We start from the raw sequence: 17114 nt of genomic DNA on the forward strand, positions 1-17114 counted from the left end.
CTCCGCCCTTTTTCAAGCGCCGTAATACCACCGATACCAATCCACGAACCGCCCGATGCCGGTCTCGAGCGGCGTATCCGGCGAGAAGCCCACCGCCTCCTGCAGGTCGGCCACATCGGCGTAGGTGGCCGGCACGTCACCGGGCTGCATGGGGAGCATGCGCTTCTCGGCCTCCCTGCCCAGGGCGCCCTCCAGGGTGGCGATGAAGTCCATGAGCGCCACGGGACTGTGGTTGCCGATGTTGTAGACCCGGTAGGGCAGATAGGAGCTGCCGGGGTCCGGAGCATCGCCGGACCAGTCGGGATTGGGCTCGGGAATCTTGTCAGCGGTTCGGACCACCCCCTCGACGATGTCGTCGATGTAAGTGAAATCGCGCCGCATCTGGCCATGGTTGTAGACGTCGATGGGCCGACCCTCGAGGATGGCCTTGGTGAACATGAACAGGGCCATGTCCGGCCGCCCCCAGGGACCATAGACGGTGAAGAACCGCAGGCCGGTCATGGGGGTGCCGTAGAGGTGGCTGTAGGTGTGCGCCATCAGCTCGTTGGCCTTCTTGGTGGCCGCGTACAGCGACACCGGATGGTCCACGTTGTGGTGCACCGAGAAGGGCATGGTGGTATTGGCGCCGTATACCGAGCTTGAGGAGGCGAACACCAGGTGGGCCACCCCGTGGTGGCGGCAGCCCTCCAGGATGTTCAGGAAGCCGGTCAGGTTGCTGTCGGCGTAGGCGTGGGGGTTCTCCAGGCTGTAACGGACCCCCGCCTGCGCGGCCAAGTGGACCACCCGCTCGGGCTGGTGGCGGGCGAACACCGCCGCCACGGCCTCCCGGTCCTCCAGGGAGACCCGCTCCTCCGTAAAGCCCGCCTGGTCCTTGATGCGCGCCAGGCGGTCCTCCTTGAGACGCACGTCGTAGTAGTCGTTGACGTTGTCCAGCCCCACCACCTCGTCGCCGCGGGCTAGGAGGCGCTCGGCGACGTGATTGCCGATGAAGCCGGCGGTGCCGGTAACCAGTATGCGCATGCCCTACCCCTTGCTCGGTTCGTCGGGTGCCCGGCCGATGCCCACGTGCGTCAGGCCGTGGGGCGCCAGGATGGCGGGATCGTAGATATTCCGGCCGTCGAAGACGACCGGATCGCGCAGGGTGGCGGCGATGTGGTCGAAGTCCGGGCTGCGGAAGGGCTTCCACTCGGTGACCAGCACCAGGGCGTCGGCGCCCGCGAGCGCCTCGTAGCGCTCCTCCACCAGCGTCAGGTCATCGCGCTCGCCGTAGATGCGCCGGCACTCGTCCATGGCCTCGGGGTCGTAGGCGCGCACCACCGCCCCCCGCGCCCACAGGGCCTCCATCAGGGCCCGGGCCGGGGCCTCCCGCATGTCGTCGGTGTTCGGCTTGAAGGCCAGGCCCCACAGGGCAAACGTCTTGCCGGAGAGGTCTTCGCCGTAGCGCGCCACGATCTTGCGCTCGAGCACCCGCTTCTGATCAAAGTTCACCGCCTCCACCGCCTGCAGGATGCGCGCGGTGTAGTCGTGCTCCCGGGCGGTGCGCTCGAGCGCCGCCACGTCCTTGGGGAAGCAGGAGCCCCCGTAGCCGGCGCCGGGATAGATGAAGGCGAAGCCGATGCGTGGGTCCGAGCCCATGCCCTGGCGCACCATCTCCACGTCCGCCCCCACCCGCTCGCAGAGGTTGGCCACCTCGTTCATGAAGCTGATCTTGGTGGCGAGCATGGCGTTGGAGGCGTACTTGGTCATCTCCGCGGAGCGCACGTCCATGGTCAGCACCCGCTCGTGGTTGCGGTTGAACGGCGCGTAGAGCTCGCGCAGCAGGGCGCCGGTGCGCACGTTGTCGCAGCCGAGGATGATGCGGTCGGGCTTCATGAAGTCGTCCACCGCCGCGCCCTCCTTGAGGAACTCCGGGTTGGAGACCACGTCGAACTCCAGGTCCACACCCCGGCCCGCCAGCTCCTCGGCGACCGCCGAGCGCACCTTGTCGGCGGTGCCCACCGGCACCGTGGACTTGTCGATGACGACCCGGTACTCGCCCATGCGCTGCCCGATGGCCCGCGCCACATCGAGCACGTAGCGCAAGTCCGCCGAGCCGTCCTCGTCGGGCGGGGTGCCCACGGCGATGAACTGGAACAGCCCGTGGTCCACGCAGTCCGCCATGTCGGTGGTGAAGCGCAGCCGCCCCGCGGCCACGTTCTCGGCCACCAGCCCTTCCAGGCCCGGCTCGTAGATCGGCACTTCACCGCGCTCCAGCGCCGCGATCTTGTCCGCGTCCACGTCCATGCACACCACGTCGTTGCCGGCCTCGGCCAGGCACGCCCCCGTCACCAGCCCCACATAGCCCGTGCCGACCACGGAAACCTTCATTCCAACCCCCGAATTGCTTGGCTTGCTGTCTGCTCGAACGAGCCGTTAGCGGCGGCCCGTATTTTCCGGAAAACCGTGCGTCCCGCCCCTTGACCCCCTCCGCTCCTGGTGCTAACGCGTAAAAAACAATTCCCGCACGCGGGAGGAGGCAGCTATGACTCTGCGCTACAGGAAACGGCGACTATACTTCATCCTCCCCGACGTTCAAATCACCCGCCAGGTGGTCAACGAACTGTTGCTAGCCCGGGTGGAAGAGCGCCATCTGCACGCCCTGGCCAGGGATGATACAGACCTCGAGGACCTGCCCCAGGCGGATCTGTTTCAACGCAGCGACATCATCCACGGCGCCGGCATGGGGCTGGGAATCGGCGGCGCCACGGGGGCCGTTGCGGGTCTGACCACCATATTCTTTCAGCCCTCCGGTTGGGCCGAGAGCGGAGGCCTGATTCTGGCCATCGCCCTGGTGGGGGCCATGGTCGGCATGTGGGCCTCCGGGATCATCGGCACTTCCGTGCCCAACTCCCGCCTGAAGCAGTTCCAGAAGGACCTGGATGCGGGAAGGGTGCTGCTCATGGTGGACATACCCGAGGGCCGCATGGAGGAAATCCGGGAGCTGGTCAAGAAGCACCACCCGGAGGTTTCCGATCGCGGCGTGGACCCGCATATACCCGCCTTCCCCTGAGCCGTTCAGGAGCCAGCCGATCCGGAGGCCACGATGGTCCGCCGCCGGTGCGCACCGCGCCAACCGAGATCCTCCGGGCGATCCACGTCCCGGAGGATGCCGGAATCGTCCACCGGAACGCGGACGATCCGGTCGCACGCGGCGCGCAGCACATCCCGGCCGCCCCGGTCCCCTCCCAGCCGTTCCAGGACCGGCCCATACGCCCGCGAGAATCCCACAGGGTGACCGCCTCGACCCACATGTTCCGGCACGGCAATGGCCGCGCCCTCCCGAAGGCACCGGGCCACCCGCACCACCGTCCCGTCCCGCACCCAGGGCATGTCCCCCAGGGCGACGAGCCAGCCGTCGGCGCCGTGGGCCGCGGCGACCCCTGCGGAGAGGCTGGCGCCCATCCCCTCCGCGCACTTCGTCGAGGGCGCCACTGCCACCCCGGCTCGCTCCAGGACTGCCGCCAGCTCCCGCTCTCCCGGCCGCGTAACGGCGAGCACCCGGTCGGCCCCCGCCTGCAGGGCCCGGGCGGCGGCCACGACCACGGGCTCGCCGCCCGGGAGGCGGGCCAAGAGCTTCTGGCCGCCGAACCGATGGCCGCTTCCTCCGGCCAACAGGAGGCCCTGGATCATGGCACCGGATACCCGGCACCGGATGCCGTTGGCGGGGCGGCCGCTCGGTGATCCCGGTCATTGCGGATCGCGGTAACCTCCGCCATCACCGAAACGGCGATCTCCGGCGGCGTCCGGCTGCCGATGGGCAGTCCCATGGGCCCCCGCAGACGATCCACGGCGGAACGGTCCAGGCCCAGCCCGGCCAGGCGCTCCCGGCGCCGGTCGTTGTTCCGCTTGGAGCCCAGGGCGCCCACGTAGAAAGCGGAAGTGCTCAGCGCCTCCAACAGGGCAAGGTCGTCCAGCTTGGGGTCGTGCGTGGTGGCCACCACCGCGCTGCGCGCATCCGGCCTCCAGGCAGCCACGGCGTCATCCGGCATCCGGGTGTCCAGAAAGATTCCGCTGCCGGCTTGCTGCCACCGTTCCGCGTATTCCCGGCGCGGCTCGCAGACGGTCACCCCGTAATCCAGGCGGCCCGCCATGTCCGCAAGCTGGCCCCCCAGCTGCCCGGCCCCGATGATCATCAGCCGCCAGCGGGGCCCGAAGAGCTTGCCCACCGTCTCCGCTTCCAACGCCAGCGCGGGATCGGCGCGCGGCTCCGGATCCACCTCCACCGCCCCGGACGCCATCCGTACCGTGCGCCGGGCGCAGCGGCCCGCCTCCATTGCCGCGCTGACCGTTTCCAGGCCGTGCTCCTGGCCGGGGGCCAGGGGCTCCACCAGAAGCTCCAGGGTGCCGCCGCACGGAAGCCCGAAACGCGCCGCCTCCTCCCCGTCCTCGCCATAGCGCCGGGTATGGGGCTGCGTCCCGGGCAGGCGCCCATCCAGCATCCGCGTACGCAGGTCGTCTTCGACGCAGCCCCCCGATACGGACCCCACCAGGCGGCCGTCCTCACGGATGGCGAGCAGGGAGCCGGGCGGGCGGGGGGAGGAGCCCCAGGTCCGCAGCACCGTGAACAGGGCCAGCCGCCCACCTTCCCGCAGCCATTGCAGGACGGTCTCGACCACCGGGCGATCCGTGCCGCGCGCATCCTCCCCGGTCATCATCGGAACCCCTTTCAGGCGGGCCGGTAGCCGGACCGCGTCAGGGGCAGGCGCCGAACCGGATCGCCGGTGGCGGCGAATACCGCATTGGCCAGGGCCGGCGCGATGGGCGGCGTGCCCGGCTCGCCGATCCCCCCCGGATCCTGGTCGCTTTCCACCATGTGCACGTGGACTTCCGGCATCTGGTCCATGCGCAGTATGGGATAGTCGTCGAAATTGGACTGCTGCACCTGTCCGCGCTGGACGGTGACCGCCTCCTGCAAGGCTGCGGACAGGCCATAGGCCACGCCGCTCTCCATCTGCTCGGCGATGATCTCGGGGTTGACCCGCTGCCCGCAGTCAATGGCCACGTCCACGCGGTGCACCCGGACGGCCTTGTCCGCACCCACGGACACCTCCGCCACCTCGGCACAATAGCTGCCGAAGGAGTGCACCACGGCGATGCCCCGGGACCGCCCCTCAGCAAGTGGGCTGCCCCAGCCCGCCTTCTCGGCGGCCAGCTCCAGCACGTGGAGATGGCGGGGATGATCCCGAAGGAGCCGGCGGCGCAGCTCGAAGGGATCGGCCCCCGCGGCCGCCGCCACCTCGTCGAAGAAGGCCTCGCGTATGAAGCCGTTCTGGGAGGCCCCCACGGACCGCCACCACCAGAGCGGGACCGGGGTGTTGGACATGGCATAATCCACGTGGATATTGGGCACGGCGTAGGGTACGTCCTGCGCCACCTCCAGGGAGGAGGGGTCGAGCTTCTGATCCTCCTGGAGCATGCCGTTATACGCCATGATGGACGGGCCGGCGATCCGGTGCTTCCAGCCGGTGACCGCGCCCGAGCTGTCCAGGGTCGCAGCGAGGCGGTTGTACGTGGCCGGCCGATAGCGGTCGTGCCGGGTGCTGTCCTCCCGGGTCCAGATCACCTTTACCGGCGCCTTCGCCTTCTTGGCCGTCTCCACGGCGTCCGCCACGAAATCCGTGTGCGAGCGCCGGCCGAACCCGCCGCCCAGATAGGTGGTATGGACATACACCCGGTCCGGGTCCACACCGCTGACCTCGGCGGCAACCTGCTGCGTGGAGGACTGGTCCTGGGTAGGCACCCACACCTCGCAGATCCCTTCCTCGATGCGCGCCGTGCAGTTCATGGGCTCCATGCAGGCATGGGCGAGGAAGGGCACCTCGTACTCCGCCTCCACGGTCCTGGCCGCCGAGCTCAGGGCTTGTCGGATATCCCCCTCGCCGCGGGCGGAGACGGCCTCCCCGGAGTCCGCCGCCTCCCGGAACTGGCGCTGGATCCCTGCCGTGGAGAGATCGGCGTGCTCGCCGTAGTCCCATTCCACCTGCAGGGCCTCCCGGCCCTTCTGGGCCGGCCAGAAGCCCTCGGCCACTACCGCCACGCCCGATTCGATCTCGAAGACGTCCCGGACGCCCGGTACCCGCCGGGCAGCCTCGGCGTCGAACCGCCCGGGGCGCCCGCCGATCACCGGGCAGCGCGCCACCTGGGCTGTGAGTAGCCCGGGAAGCGTCACATCCATGCCGTAGACGGCCGAGCCGTCCACCTTCTCGGGGGCATCCAGCCGGTCCGTGGGCTTGCCGAGCAGGCGGAACTGGCCCGGCTCCTTCAGGAACACGGCCTCTGGGACCTGCTGTCCGGCCGCCGCCTCGGCCAGCTCGCCGTAGGTGGCCCGGCGACCGCTTTCCGGATGGCGGACCACCTGGTTCTCCGCCCTGCAAGCCTCGGGACGCACGCCCCACCGCTCGGCGGCTGCAGCGAGTAGCATGGCCCTGGCGGTGGCGCCCGCCTCCCGGAGGGGACGCCACGCGCCCCGGACAGCGGTGCTGCCGCCCGTGGCCTGGCGGCCCAGCAGCGGATTGGTATAGGCCCTGTCGGCCGGGGCGAATTCCGTGGTCAGCCGTGTCCAATCCGCCTCCAGCTCCTCGGCCACCAGCATGGGCATGGCGGTGAGCACCCCCTGTCCCATCTCCGAACGGCCGACGATGATGGTGACCTGGTCGTCGCTACTGATGCGGATCCAGGCGTTGGGCTCGAAGTCCCCCTGACCGGGCGGCATATCCGCGGCCTCGGCGTAGCGGCCACCCGTTGGAAGCCGGAGGCCGAGCACCAGCCCGCCGCCCACGGCGGCACTGGCCTTTAGGAAGGAGCGGCGTGACGTGGTAGCGCGATTCCCGGACATCAGCCCTGCTCCTGCATGTCTTCGGCCGCCATCCGCACGGCGCGGCGGATCCGCTGATAAGTCCCGCACCGGCAGAGATTGCCGCTCATGGCCGCGTTGATTTCCGCCTCGGAGGGATCGGGGTTACGCCGCAAAAGGGCGGAAGCCGTCATGAGCTGTCCGGACTGGCAGAAGCCGCATTGCGGGACGTTCGCCCGGATCCAGGCCCGCTGCAGGGGGTGGCTGCCGTCCGCGGAAAGGCCCTCGATGGTGGTGACCGCACGGCTGCCCACGTCACTGACCGGTGTCACACAGGCACGCACCGGCTGACCGTCCAGATGGACCGTGCAGGCACCGCACTGGGCGATTCCGCAGCCGTACTTGGTCCCGGTCAATTCGAGATTGTCCCGCAGCACCCACAACAACGGGGTATCGGAGGGGACATCCACCTCGCGGGCTTCTCCGTTCACCTTCAGGGAAACCGCCGCCATGGACATGCGCTCCTTTCCGGACTGAAGTACTCGCTTCGGGAAGGCATTCCTTCTTGATAAAGCATTCTCCGCGGCTTCCGCAACCCCGTATGCTGACAGTAAAAAAACCGCAACCGTTTCGTCATACCGACGCAATCCGCTCCCCCGAGGATGCCCGCAACATCCCGTCGCCAGGGGGAGACCCATGGACAACGCGCCGCATCCGGGCAAACCACACTACCGCACCATCTGGATTTCCGACGTGCACCTGGGATTCAAGGGCTGTCAGGCGGAATTCCTGTTGGATTTCCTACAATCCACCACCTGCGACCAACTGTTCCTGGTAGGGGACATAATCGACTTCTGGAAGATGAAAAGCGGCATTCATTGGCCGCAGAGCCACAACGACGTGGTCCGGGAAGTTCTGGGGAAGGCCAAGCGTGACACCCAGGTCACCCTGGTCCCGGGCAACCACGACGAACTGCTACGGGACTTCGACGAGACCGAGCTCGGCAACGTCCACATCCGCCGCCAGGCGGTCCACACCACCGACGACGGCCGACGCCTGCTCATCATGCACGGCGACGAGTTCGACAGCGTGGTTCAGTGTAGCAAGCTCGTGGCCCTTCTGGGCGCCCACGTCTACGACACCCTGATACGGCTCAACCGCTACGTGAACTGGGTGCGCCGCAAATTCGGATTCCCCTACTGGTCCCTGGCCAACTATCTGAAGCACAAAGTGAAAAACGCGGTTAACTACATCTCCAACTTCGAGCACGCCATCGCGCACGAGGCGCGCAAGCAGGGCGCGGACGGCCTCGTCTGCGGCCACATCCACCGCGCCGAGATCACCCCCATCAACGGGGTGCTCTACTGTAACTGCGGAGACTGGGTAGAGAGCTGCACTGCCCTGGTGGAGGGGGACGGAGGAGACCTACAGATCCTGCACTGGGGGGACGAGAAGCAGGCCCTGAAATCCTCGGTGGACGTGCTGCCCGAAACCTCCGGGGAGCCGGTAACCCGGGTCGCCTGACCGAGGGGCTGCCCGGGGGATCGACGGCGCGGGACGGTCCCGCGCGGGGCTCCAAGCCGTTGGCCGGGGGTTGGTCGCAGGACGATTGGAAGGGATGCCCGAAGGGCGGCGGGCCCCCTTGGAGCCCGGAGCCCCCATCCCGACCAGCGGCGCAATCCAGGATAGCAAACCGCATGTGCAATCCGGGGCGCGGGGCAACACCCGGGCGAAGCGTACCCCGCCGACCCGAACGCCCGGTCAGCTCCGTTCCAGGATCTGCTCCTTGCCCTTGCCGTCCAGGGTGGAGAGCCGGACCGGCCGGCGCCATACCCGCTGGATGTACTCCAGCACCTTCTGGGCGCGGTCCACGTCCAGCCCCTTGCCGTCGGTCTGGTGGTCGTGCTGGAGCATCAGGCTACCGTCGGTACCCATCTCGGAGACGTACACCCGGGGCGCGCCGTAGTTGAACTTGGGGTGCAGTATGGCCTCGCGGAGCGCGTGTATATCGCGGTCCTGGATGACGTACTGCTCCTCGCCGCCCCGGCCGCGACGGGTCTTGTAGGAGAACAGATGCAGCTCCTCGGCGAGGTTCTCGTCGAGCCAGTTGCGGACGAAGCTGAAGTCGTCCTCCTCCGCGCGCAGGCGCAGCGCCGTATCCAGTCCGTGCTCCTCGATGATCTTCTCCCACATCTGAAAGCCCACGTGATACGGATTGATGGACAGGGAAACGGATTTGTCCCCGGCATAGGGCCGTACCACGTCGGAATGGGCCTTGATGGCATCGAGATAGAGCTGCTGGGGCAGGAATTCGGCCTCGCGGAGCAGGCGCGCGTGCCAGTAGGACGCCCAGCCCTCGTTCATGATCTGGCAGGCGAACACCGGATAGAAATAGAAGGACTCCTCCCGAACGGAGAGGAAGATATCCTGCTCCCAGCCCTCCAGGTCGGGGGCGTAGTGGGCGATGAACCAGAGCAGGTCGTACTCCGGCCGGGGCGGGATGGGAGCCCGGACGGAGCCGCTGCCGCCCTCCGTGTCCAGCTCCTCCTGCTCGCCCGGGAGGTCACTGAAGCGGCCCTGGAATTCGCCGTGCTCGTGCGGATCCTCCCGGCGGCGCCGTTCCATGCGCTCGGGGAATTCGGCGCGGTTGATGGGGAAATTGATGTCGATGTTCTGTTCCAGGGCCAGCGCCGCATCCAGCGCCGCTTCCACGCGTTTCTGGCCGTGCTCGTTGATGGCCTCGTCGATCCGGTGCGCCCGTTCCGCGGCCTGCTCCACGATGTGATAGCCCACCTGGGACTGCATGCGGGCGAACAGCTCATTGTTCTTGGAGAAGTCGGCGTGGCCGAGCACGTGGGCCGTAACCAGGGTATTCTCCGGCAGGGAGTTGTTGTTCACCAGATACGCCCGGTTGGGATTGCCGGGGAACACCACCTCGAAGATTCGGGAGCCACCCATGCGGTGCTGGATGTACTGATAGATGTAGCGCACCCCGAAGGACCAGTGCGGCATGCGCACGGGCAGGCCGTACACCGCCACCTCCATCATGAAGGACGGCGGCACCACCTCGAAGTCAACCGGGTAGAAATCCAGCCCCTGATCCTGGGCCAGCCCTTCCAGTTTTGGCGTGAATTCTGCGAGTTCGGCGTTACTCATGGGACTCTTGGGACCGAATGGCACGTGAATTTCCTCCTCGTCCCCACCCGTTGACCGGGCTTCCCCGCGAGCGGCCCGACGGCTGCCACGCCGCTCTTTTCATGGCCCGGTACCGATTCCTGGCGTTTTTCAGGCCACCTCTTCCGACTGATGCTGGAAGAACTGGCGGATGGCATCCCAAATATCGCCCTCCTCGTGAACGGTATAGCTGCCCACCGGATAATCTCGGGCGGCCAGGGCCTTGAACAAGCGCCCCATCTCCGACTTGGAGGCTTCCAGGGGATTCTGGGGCGTCTCTACGAAGCCCATGAAGTTGACCATGGCCCCCATCTCGGCGAGCAGGGCCTCCGCGCTCCGGCGGTCGTCGCCGAAGTTGTCGCCGTCCGAGGCATAGAACAGGTACTGATTGTACTGCGCCGGGTCGTAGCGATCCTCGAAGATGTCCAGGGCGAGCCGGAAGCCGCTGGAGGCCACGGTGCCGCCGGTGGCGGACACCTGGAAGAACTCCTCCTCCGAGAACTCCCAGGCCTGGTTGGTGTGGGCGATGAAGACAGCCTCCACGTCGCCGTATTGCCGCCGCAGCCCCTGCATGGCCCAGAAGAAGAAGGATTTGGCCAGCTTGCGCCGTGTCTCGTCCATGGATGCCGAAACGTCGAGCAGGAAGCACACCACGGCGTTGGTGGCCGGCCGTTTGCGCCGAGCGAGCTGCCGGAAGCGCAGGTCCTCGTTGGAGAAGGGCGTGGGCTCCTCCTGCACGGAGCGCCGCTTGATGGCCTCCTTCACCGTCCGCCGCCGATCCAGCCGGGCGCGCGGTCCGCGCTTGTCCCACCCCTCCTGTATGAGGTCCTCGTCGGTTAGCGCGTCGGTGGTCTTGGGCTGGAGGTCGGGAAGGGCAAGCTCTTCCCAGATCCAGTCGACGATGTCGTCCACCTTGAGCTCCAGGACGAAGCGCAGCTCGCCGCCGCCACTGCCCCCCTCGCTGCCGCTCTCTCCCTCGCCGGGCTTGGCGCGGCGCAGGACGTCTCCCGGCTGCCCGTCCCCCTGCCCCGCCTGGGCCTCTCCCTCGTCCTGCTCGTCGCGCAGGCGGAACCGATAATGCTCCAGGAACCGCACCGGCACCTGTACGGTTCGGTCAGAGGGCCGGGAAAGGACATCGGAGCCGGAGATCAGATTGGGTAGCTCCTCCTTTACGGTTTCCCGCACCTTTTCGTTGTGGCGCAGCCAATCCCGGGAGCCGCGCGAGAACAGGTCGTACCAGCGGTTCTCCGTGGCCATCCGGGAGGGGTATCTGTATTCGGTGCGCTCGCTCATGACTCTCCTCGTGATTGCCACCTGGGCCGTGCCTGATTCAGTGGACCGGCCATCCCGGTGGTTAGACCACACCATGCGGGGCATGATCTTTTTCGCATCCCTTTTCTTCCCACCTTAGACCCTCCGGCCCGCGTCGGTCTTCCCCGCCGGAAGGCGGAAAAAAAGCCGGCCCCGTGGGACCGGCTCTTTGGCACCGAGGGGAAGGATCTGCAATCCGCCAAGCATCACTCCTGCGAGAGCAGGGTGGTGACGTAATTGAGGGCCTCGCGGGCGGAATGGGCGTTGTAGCCGTACTCGGCCACCAGCCGGTCTTCCACCGCTGAGATCTTCTGCTGCGCCTCCTCGTCGGGCCGGGCGCTGGAGGTGACCAGCCGCAGCACGTCCCGCCGCTCCTCGAACAGGTACTGCTCGATGGCGTCGTGCAGCCGGGCGTGGCTGTCGAGGGTGAACTTCTCGCCGCGCTTGTAGGCACCCATGGCCTTGCGCACCACCTCCTGGCGGAAGGACTGCTTGCCCGAATCGGAGATGGATATCTTCTCCTCCACCGAGCGCAGGAAGCGCTCGTCCGGCTCCCGGTCCTCCCCGGTTATGGGATCGGTCACCTTGCGGTTGTCGAGCACCGCCTCCACCTCGTCGAGGTACTTGTCGAGCAGCTCCTGGGCCTCATCCTCGAAGGAGACGAACAGCGCCTTGTGGACGTCCTCCTTGACCCACCGGTTGTAGAAGTCCTTGCGCACCGTGACCAGGAAGTCCACCCAGTTCTTCTTCTGCTTGGAGTCCATCCGCGCATCGGACTCGATGGTGTCCTTGAGCGCCAGCAGCACATCCATGGAGGTGAGGCTCTTCTTCTCCGAGCGGGAGATGGCCCCGGCCAGGGCATTGACCACGAAGCGCGGGCTTACTCCTTCCAGCCCCTCCTCGGGGTGCTCGGCCTTGATGCGGTCCACCTCGGTCTGGGAGGTGCCTTCCACATCCTCGCCGGCATAGAGCCGCACCTTCTTGGACAGGTCCAGGTCCTCCCGCTCCGAGGGATGCAGGCGGGTGAGCACGGCGAAAGTGGCCGCCACGTTCAGGGCATGGGGGTCCAGGTGCACCTCCTGGAAGGTCGGCGTCGAGGAGATCAGCTTCTCGTAGATCCGGGCCTCGTCGTGATACCGCAGGGTATAGGGCACCTGCACGATCACCATGCGGTCGAGGAGTGCCTCGTTCTCCTTCTCCTGCAGGAACTTGCGGAACTCCGCCAGGTTAGTGTGGGCGACGATGGTCTCGTCCAGGTAGATGAGCGGGAATCGGGAGACCTTGACGTTCTTTTCCTGCGTCAGGGTCAGCAGGAGATAGAGGAACTCCCGCTTCACCTTCAGGATCTCGATCATTTCCAGCATGCCGCGGCTAGCGGCGTACACCGCGCCCGACCAGGACCAGGCGCGCGGATCGCCCTCGTCGCCGTACTCGGCCACCTTGGAGAGGTCCACCGAGCCCACCAGGTCGGCGATATCGGCGGTGGTGGGATCGTGAGGTGCGTAGGTGCCCACTCCGCTCCTGCCCGCCTCGTTGATGAAGATCCGCTCCACGGGCATCTTCATGAAATCGCCGTCGAACTCTTCCTCGAGCCGGGTGCGGCAATAGGGGCAGATGTCGCCGTTGATCTCCACGCCGTAGGTCTCGCGGAACTCGGCGCGCTTGGTCTGCGGCACCAGATGCAGGGGTGATTCATGGACGGGGCAGCCCTTGATGGCATACAGGGCGCCGTCGTCGGTATGACTGTACTCCTCCAGGCCGCGCTTCAGCAGGATCACCAGGGAGGATTTACCACCGGAGGGCGGACCCAGCAGAAGCAGCAGCCGGCGTCCCACCTCCGAGCCTTCGCTCGCGGCCTTGAAATAGTTGGCGACCCGCTCCAGCGCCTCATCCACGCCGAACAGGTCGTTGGCAAACAGGTTATAGCGGGTGACGTGATCCCCCTCGTCGGAAATTTCGGAGCCGTACCACTGGATCATGTCCCACATGTACTGGTGGCTGGTACGGGTAATGCCCACCGGGTCCGTGGGCAGCACGTCCTGGAGGAACTCCGCAAGGGAACCTTCCCAGTGGCGCGCCTTATGCTCCTGGGTAAAGCTCACCAGGGAGTCCAGAAAGCGGTTCTGCTTTTCGGATTCCTGCTTACCGCCGTTACCTGCCATGCGACCCTCCTTGGGTTCGACGCGGCCGTTGCCTATCTACCGGTTTAGAGTCGCAAGCCCATGCTTCCGTTCAATGTTCAGGGACCGGGAGGTGGAAATTCGGGGCACTCCATAACCGGCAGCAGACCGGGCCGCCACTCCGGTCTGGCTTACGTGAAATCCCTATATCGTTTTAAACCACTTCGGGGGCCCTGTTAAAGGGGGGATCGGCACCCTGCACCGAGGGATTAGCCGGTAGGATTTTGCTTGATCAGGAGGGGTTAAATTGTAGTGACTGCTAACTTACACGCTTGTTATTCAGGGTTTACCACTACCCCACGCGAAGGGGTAGTCACCGCTCCCGAAGCACCGCGAATCGGGGCACTCGCCGTAAAAATTTTTCTTGGAGCGAAGACCGGAACGGCCGTCCCTGCCAGGGCATACCCCGTTTGGCGTATACGTGCAGCCTATCCCGTCAACGGCCGGATACCGTAAGCGACGCGCACGGCCAAGAACCCGCCCGGAACGGAAAACGGCGGCCCAGGCAGGCCGCCGTTTCGCCTTTTCCGACGATTTCCCCTGGAGGGAGCTAGCGCAGGTACCCCTCATTTTCCAGATGGAACAGCACCTCCTGGGCGGCCTCCATGGGGGTCAGGTCGGTGGTGTCGATGGCCACTTCCGGATCGACGGGCGCCTCGTACGGGTCGTCGATGCCGGTGAACTCGGTGATCTGCCCGGCCCGCGCCTTGGCGTACAGCCCCTTGCGGTCGCGCGCTTCGCACACCTCCAAGGGCGTTTTGACGTGCACTTCCACGAAGCCGCCGTAGCCTTCGATCAGCTGGCGGTTCTCCTCGCGCACGCCCCGGTAGGGGGCGATCGGCGCGCAGATGGCGATGCCGCCGTTCTTGGTGATCTCGCTGGCGACGAAGCCGATGCGCCGCACGTTGAGGTTGCGGTGGTCCCGCGAGAAGCCCAGCTCGCTGGACAGGTTCTGGCGCACGATGTCGCCGTCGAGCAGGGTCACGGGGCGCCCGCCGAGCTCCCGGAAGCGCGCCAGCAGGACGTTGGCCACGGTGGATTTGCCGGAGCCGGACAGGCCGGTGAAGAAGATGGTCAGGCCCTGCTTGTGCTTGGGCGGATGGCTGCGCCGCAGCTCGGCCACTACGTTGGGGTAGGAGAACCACTCGGGGATGTCGAGGCCTTCGCGCAGGCGCCGCCGCACTTCGGTGCCGGAGATCTTCTTGACGGTGGCGTCACTCGGGATCTCGTCGACGGGCAGGTACTCGGCGCGCTCCTCGACGTAGGCCATCTCCTGGAAGGGCACCATGCGGATGCCGAGCTCGTGGGCGTACTCGGCCACCAGCGCCTGGGCGTCGTAGGGGCCGTAGAAGTCCTCGCCGTCGCCGTTCTTGCCGGGGCCGGCGTGGTCGCGGCCGACGATGAAGTGGGTGCAGCCGTAGTTCTTGCGGATCAGGGCGTGCCACAGGGCTTCCCGCGGGCCGCCCATGCGCATGGCGAGCGGCAGCAGGGAGAGGGTCATCATCTTGTCGGGGTAGTGCTCCGCCAGCGCCTGGTAGCAGCGCACCCGGGTGTAGTGGTCGATGTCGCCGGGCTTGGTCATGCCCACCACGGGGTGGATGAGCAGCCCCGCTTCCTGCTCGCTCGCCGCCCGCAGGGTGAGCTCCTGGTGGGCGCGGTGCATGGGGTTGCGGGTCTGGAAGGCCACCACTCGCCGCCAGCCGCGCCGGGCGAACTCGGCGCGCACCTCGGCGGGGGTCAGCCGCAGCTCGGTGAAGTCGTAGTGCAGCGGCAGCTGCACCCCCTCCACCCGGCCGCCCAGGTAGACGGGCCCGCTGTGGTCGAGCAGGTAGGCCACGCCGGGGTGGTGGCGGTCGGTGGTGCCGAACACCGCCTCCGCCTCGCGCGCCCGGTCCGGGCGGTAGGCCTCCTCGACATGCAGCACGGCGAGCATGAAGCCCTCGGCGTCGCGCAGCGCCACCGGCGCCCCCACTTCCAGCCCCGCCGCGGTCTCCTCGGTCACGTCCAGGGTGATCGGCATGGGCCACACGGTGCCGTCCGCCAGCCGGCAGCGCTCCACCACCCCCTGGTAGTCCTCCTCGCCGAGGAAGCCGGTGAGCGGCGAGAAGCCGCCGTTGACCAGCAGCTCCAGGTCGCACAGCTGCCGGTCGCTCAAGGTCAGCGACGGGTAGTCGAGGGAGGCCGCCTTCAGTGCCTCCGCCCGATCCTCGCTCACCCGCAGGTCGCACAACGTCCCCCCGTGGGGCTCAATCAGATGGTCCATATACTCCTCGATTTACTACAGGACAGACAGCCCGTTAACCGCGGCCCCCGCGCAACAAGAGGCCTACTCTACCCCGGAAACCGCCCTGCTCTCCAATTCCTTGAGGCGGTTCCGGAGATATGTGGTCAATTCTTCTCCGAATTCCTGATGCCGCAGCCCAAACTCCATCTGCGCCTTGAGATAGCCGGCCTTGGAACCACAGTCGAAGCGCACCCCCTGAAAGGGAAAGGCGTGCAGGGCCTCCCCGTAATCCGTGATCAGGGCCTGGAGGGCATCGGTGAGCTGTATCTCGCCGCCGGCACCGCGCCGGGCCCGGCTCAAGGGCTCGAATACCGTGGGGCTTAGGATATAACGGCCGATCACCCCGAGGTTGGACGGGGCCACCGCCGGCTCCGGCTTCTCCACGAGCCCGCGGACCGGATAGCTTGCCCCCTCCTGCGCGTCGGTGTCCACAACCCCATAGGACTTGACCGCCTGGGGCTCCACGGGCTCCACGGCCACCTGGCTCGCCCCGCCGCTGGCCTCGTAGGCCGCTTTCATCTGCGCGATGGCGCCCGGCTCCGCATCGATCAGATCATCCGGGAGCAGCACCGCGAACGGCTCGTCCCCCACCACGTGCCGAGCGCACCAGACCGCATGTCCCAGCCCAAGGGGCTGCTTCTGGCGCACGTAGGTGACATCGGCCATATCCGATACCTCCCGGTATACCCGGGCGAGCTCTTCCTTGCCCTGGTCGAGCAGCAGGGTTTCCAGGCCGTTCTGATGGTCGAAGTGGTCCTCGATGGACCGCTTGCCGCGGCCGGTTACGAACACCACCTGATCAATACCGGCCGCCACCGCTTCCTCCACGGCATACTGGATGAGCGGTTTGTCCACTACCGGCAGCATCTCCTTGGCCATGGCCTTGGTGGCGGGCAGAAACCTGGTGCCCATGCCGGCGACCGGGAATACGGCCTTGCGGATGGTCCGCATCGCGGCCCTCCTCTGTCTACGTTTGCTTCAGGGTCCGGTTCGGAGACCGGCCCGCTGTCAACCGGATCAAGCATTATACCGGAGCGTCCACCTCGAGGGGATTCCCCCGAAACGCTCGACGGACGGACTTCCGTCCCGGAAGCCCCGTATCCGGCCCCCGGCGCCCCCCGTTGAAAGAAACCGGTCATCAAGCCCACCTGTAGCCCATTTTCCCCGTCAGGGCAACGCGGTCCCTGAAAACCCGGTCCCGGCCTTAAGGCACCGCAGGAGGAACGTTGCATAAACCGGCGGGCCTGCCCCGCCGGACGAATCCCGGGATGGCCCGACCAAAGGCCGCCGGCTGGCCGGACATGACCTTATGAAGAATGCGGAAATTATGCTA

General features: G+C 66.9%; 13 protein-coding genes. 2 read left to right on the plus strand and 11 right to left on the minus strand.

Annotation, left to right across the window (positions count from 1 at the left end):
- Positions 1-12: 12 nt before the first annotated feature.
- A complete protein-coding gene (locus ACERLL_RS12815) occupies positions 13-1020 on the minus strand; it encodes an NAD-dependent epimerase (protein ID WP_373656485.1) in 1008 nt (335 codons plus the stop codon).
- 3 nt (positions 1021-1023) lie between these two features.
- Positions 1024-2367 carry a UDP-glucose dehydrogenase family protein gene (locus ACERLL_RS12820; RefSeq protein ID WP_373656486.1) on the minus strand — a complete coding sequence of 448 codons (1344 nt, stop codon included), beginning with the start codon at positions 2365-2367 and terminating at the stop codon, positions 1024-1026.
- Positions 2368-2521: 154 nt separating this feature from the next.
- Between ACERLL_RS12820 and ACERLL_RS12825 the strand changes: the two genes are divergently transcribed.
- Entirely contained in the window at positions 2522-3049 is a 528-nt protein-coding gene (locus ACERLL_RS12825) for a DUF1269 domain-containing protein (RefSeq protein WP_373656487.1), read from the plus strand.
- A 5-nt stretch (positions 3050-3054) separates the two neighbouring features.
- On the opposite strand, the gene ACERLL_RS12830 is transcribed toward ACERLL_RS12825, so the two are convergent.
- From ACERLL_RS12830 to ACERLL_RS12845, 4 genes are read right to left on the minus strand one after another with little or no spacing between them, the layout of a single operon-like run.
- A complete protein-coding gene (locus ACERLL_RS12830) occupies positions 3055-3669 on the minus strand; it encodes a nucleotidyltransferase family protein (protein WP_373656488.1) in 615 nt (204 codons plus the stop codon).
- The gene (locus tag ACERLL_RS12835; protein WP_373656489.1) at positions 3666-4691 is read right to left on the minus strand and encodes an XdhC family protein; all 1026 of its coding nucleotides are present in this window, start codon (positions 4689-4691) and stop codon (positions 3666-3668) included. Before ACERLL_RS12835 ends, ACERLL_RS12830 begins: the two co-directional genes overlap by 4 nt.
- A 14-nt stretch (positions 4692-4705) precedes the next feature.
- Positions 4706-6874 (minus strand): xanthine dehydrogenase family protein molybdopterin-binding subunit, encoded by a 2169-nt coding sequence (locus tag ACERLL_RS12840; protein WP_373656490.1) that lies wholly within the window; start codon positions 6872-6874, stop codon positions 4706-4708.
- Positions 6874-7344 (minus strand): (2Fe-2S)-binding protein, encoded by a 471-nt coding sequence (locus ACERLL_RS12845; protein WP_373656491.1) that lies wholly within the window; start codon positions 7342-7344, stop codon positions 6874-6876. Before ACERLL_RS12845 ends, ACERLL_RS12840 begins: the two co-directional genes overlap by 1 nt.
- 184 nt (positions 7345-7528) lie before the next feature.
- On the opposite strand from ACERLL_RS12845, the gene ACERLL_RS12850 reads away from it, so the two are divergent.
- Positions 7529-8356: a UDP-2,3-diacylglucosamine diphosphatase gene (locus ACERLL_RS12850; RefSeq protein WP_373656492.1), complete on the plus strand. Its 828-nt coding sequence runs from the start codon at positions 7529-7531 to the stop codon at positions 8354-8356.
- A gap of 237 nt (positions 8357-8593) precedes the next feature.
- Here ACERLL_RS12850 and ACERLL_RS12855 read toward each other — a convergent pair whose 3' ends face one another.
- From ACERLL_RS12855 to galU, 5 genes are all read right to left on the minus strand, one after another.
- Positions 8594-9988, minus strand: a complete 1395-nt coding sequence (locus tag ACERLL_RS12855) for a SpoVR family protein (protein ID WP_373656493.1) — start codon at positions 9986-9988, stop codon at positions 8594-8596.
- Positions 9989-10117: 129 nt separating this feature from the next.
- Positions 10118-11299, minus strand: coding sequence for a DUF444 family protein (locus ACERLL_RS12860; RefSeq protein ID WP_373656494.1), 1182 nt, complete (start codon positions 11297-11299; stop codon positions 10118-10120).
- A gap of 224 nt (positions 11300-11523) precedes the next feature.
- Positions 11524-13479: a PrkA family serine protein kinase gene (locus ACERLL_RS12865; protein WP_373656495.1), complete on the minus strand. Its 1956-nt coding sequence runs from the start codon at positions 13477-13479 to the stop codon at positions 11524-11526.
- Positions 13480-14047: 568 nt separating this feature from the next.
- The gene (locus ACERLL_RS12870) at positions 14048-15760 is read right to left on the minus strand and encodes a bifunctional sulfate adenylyltransferase/adenylylsulfate kinase (RefSeq protein ID WP_373656496.1); all 1713 of its coding nucleotides are present in this window, start codon (positions 15758-15760) and stop codon (positions 14048-14050) included.
- Positions 15761-15823: 63 nt separating this feature from the next.
- A complete protein-coding gene (galU, locus tag ACERLL_RS12875; RefSeq protein ID WP_373656497.1) occupies positions 15824-16732 on the minus strand; it encodes a UTP--glucose-1-phosphate uridylyltransferase GalU in 909 nt (302 codons plus the stop codon).
- Positions 16733-17114 lie beyond the last annotated feature (382 nt).

The sequence above is a fragment of the Thiohalorhabdus sp. Cl-TMA genome, from assembly GCF_041821045.1.
In the GTDB taxonomy this organism is placed as follows: domain Bacteria; phylum Pseudomonadota; class Gammaproteobacteria; order Thiohalorhabdales; family Thiohalorhabdaceae; genus Thiohalorhabdus; species Thiohalorhabdus methylotropha.

Coding starts and splice junctions, on each gene's coding strand:
- ACERLL_RS12815 (WP_373656485.1), bottom strand. CDS start 1,020: ATGCGCATACTGGTTACCGGCACCGCCGGCTTCATCGGCAATCACGTC.
- ACERLL_RS12820 (WP_373656486.1), bottom strand. CDS start 2,367: ATGAAGGTTTCCGTGGTCGGCACGGGCTATGTGGGGCTGGTGACGGGG.
- ACERLL_RS12825 (WP_373656487.1), top strand. CDS start 2,522: ATGACTCTGCGCTACAGGAAACGGCGACTATACTTCATCCTCCCCGAC.
- ACERLL_RS12830 (WP_373656488.1), bottom strand. CDS start 3,669: ATGATCCAGGGCCTCCTGTTGGCCGGAGGAAGCGGCCATCGGTTCGGC.
- ACERLL_RS12835 (WP_373656489.1), bottom strand. CDS start 4,691: ATGACCGGGGAGGATGCGCGCGGCACGGATCGCCCGGTGGTCGAGACC.
- ACERLL_RS12840 (WP_373656490.1), bottom strand. CDS start 6,874: ATGTCCGGGAATCGCGCTACCACGTCACGCCGCTCCTTCCTAAAGGCC.
- ACERLL_RS12845 (WP_373656491.1), bottom strand. CDS start 7,344: ATGGCGGCGGTTTCCCTGAAGGTGAACGGAGAAGCCCGCGAGGTGGAT.
- ACERLL_RS12850 (WP_373656492.1), top strand. CDS start 7,529: ATGGACAACGCGCCGCATCCGGGCAAACCACACTACCGCACCATCTGG.
- ACERLL_RS12855 (WP_373656493.1), bottom strand. CDS start 9,988: ATGAGTAACGCCGAACTCGCAGAATTCACGCCAAAACTGGAAGGGCTG.
- ACERLL_RS12860 (WP_373656494.1), bottom strand. CDS start 11,299: ATGAGCGAGCGCACCGAATACAGATACCCCTCCCGGATGGCCACGGAG.
- ACERLL_RS12865 (WP_373656495.1), bottom strand. CDS start 13,479: ATGGCAGGTAACGGCGGTAAGCAGGAATCCGAAAAGCAGAACCGCTTT.
- ACERLL_RS12870 (WP_373656496.1), bottom strand. CDS start 15,760: ATGGACCATCTGATTGAGCCCCACGGGGGGACGTTGTGCGACCTGCGG.
- galU (WP_373656497.1), bottom strand. CDS start 16,732: ATGCGGACCATCCGCAAGGCCGTATTCCCGGTCGCCGGCATGGGCACC.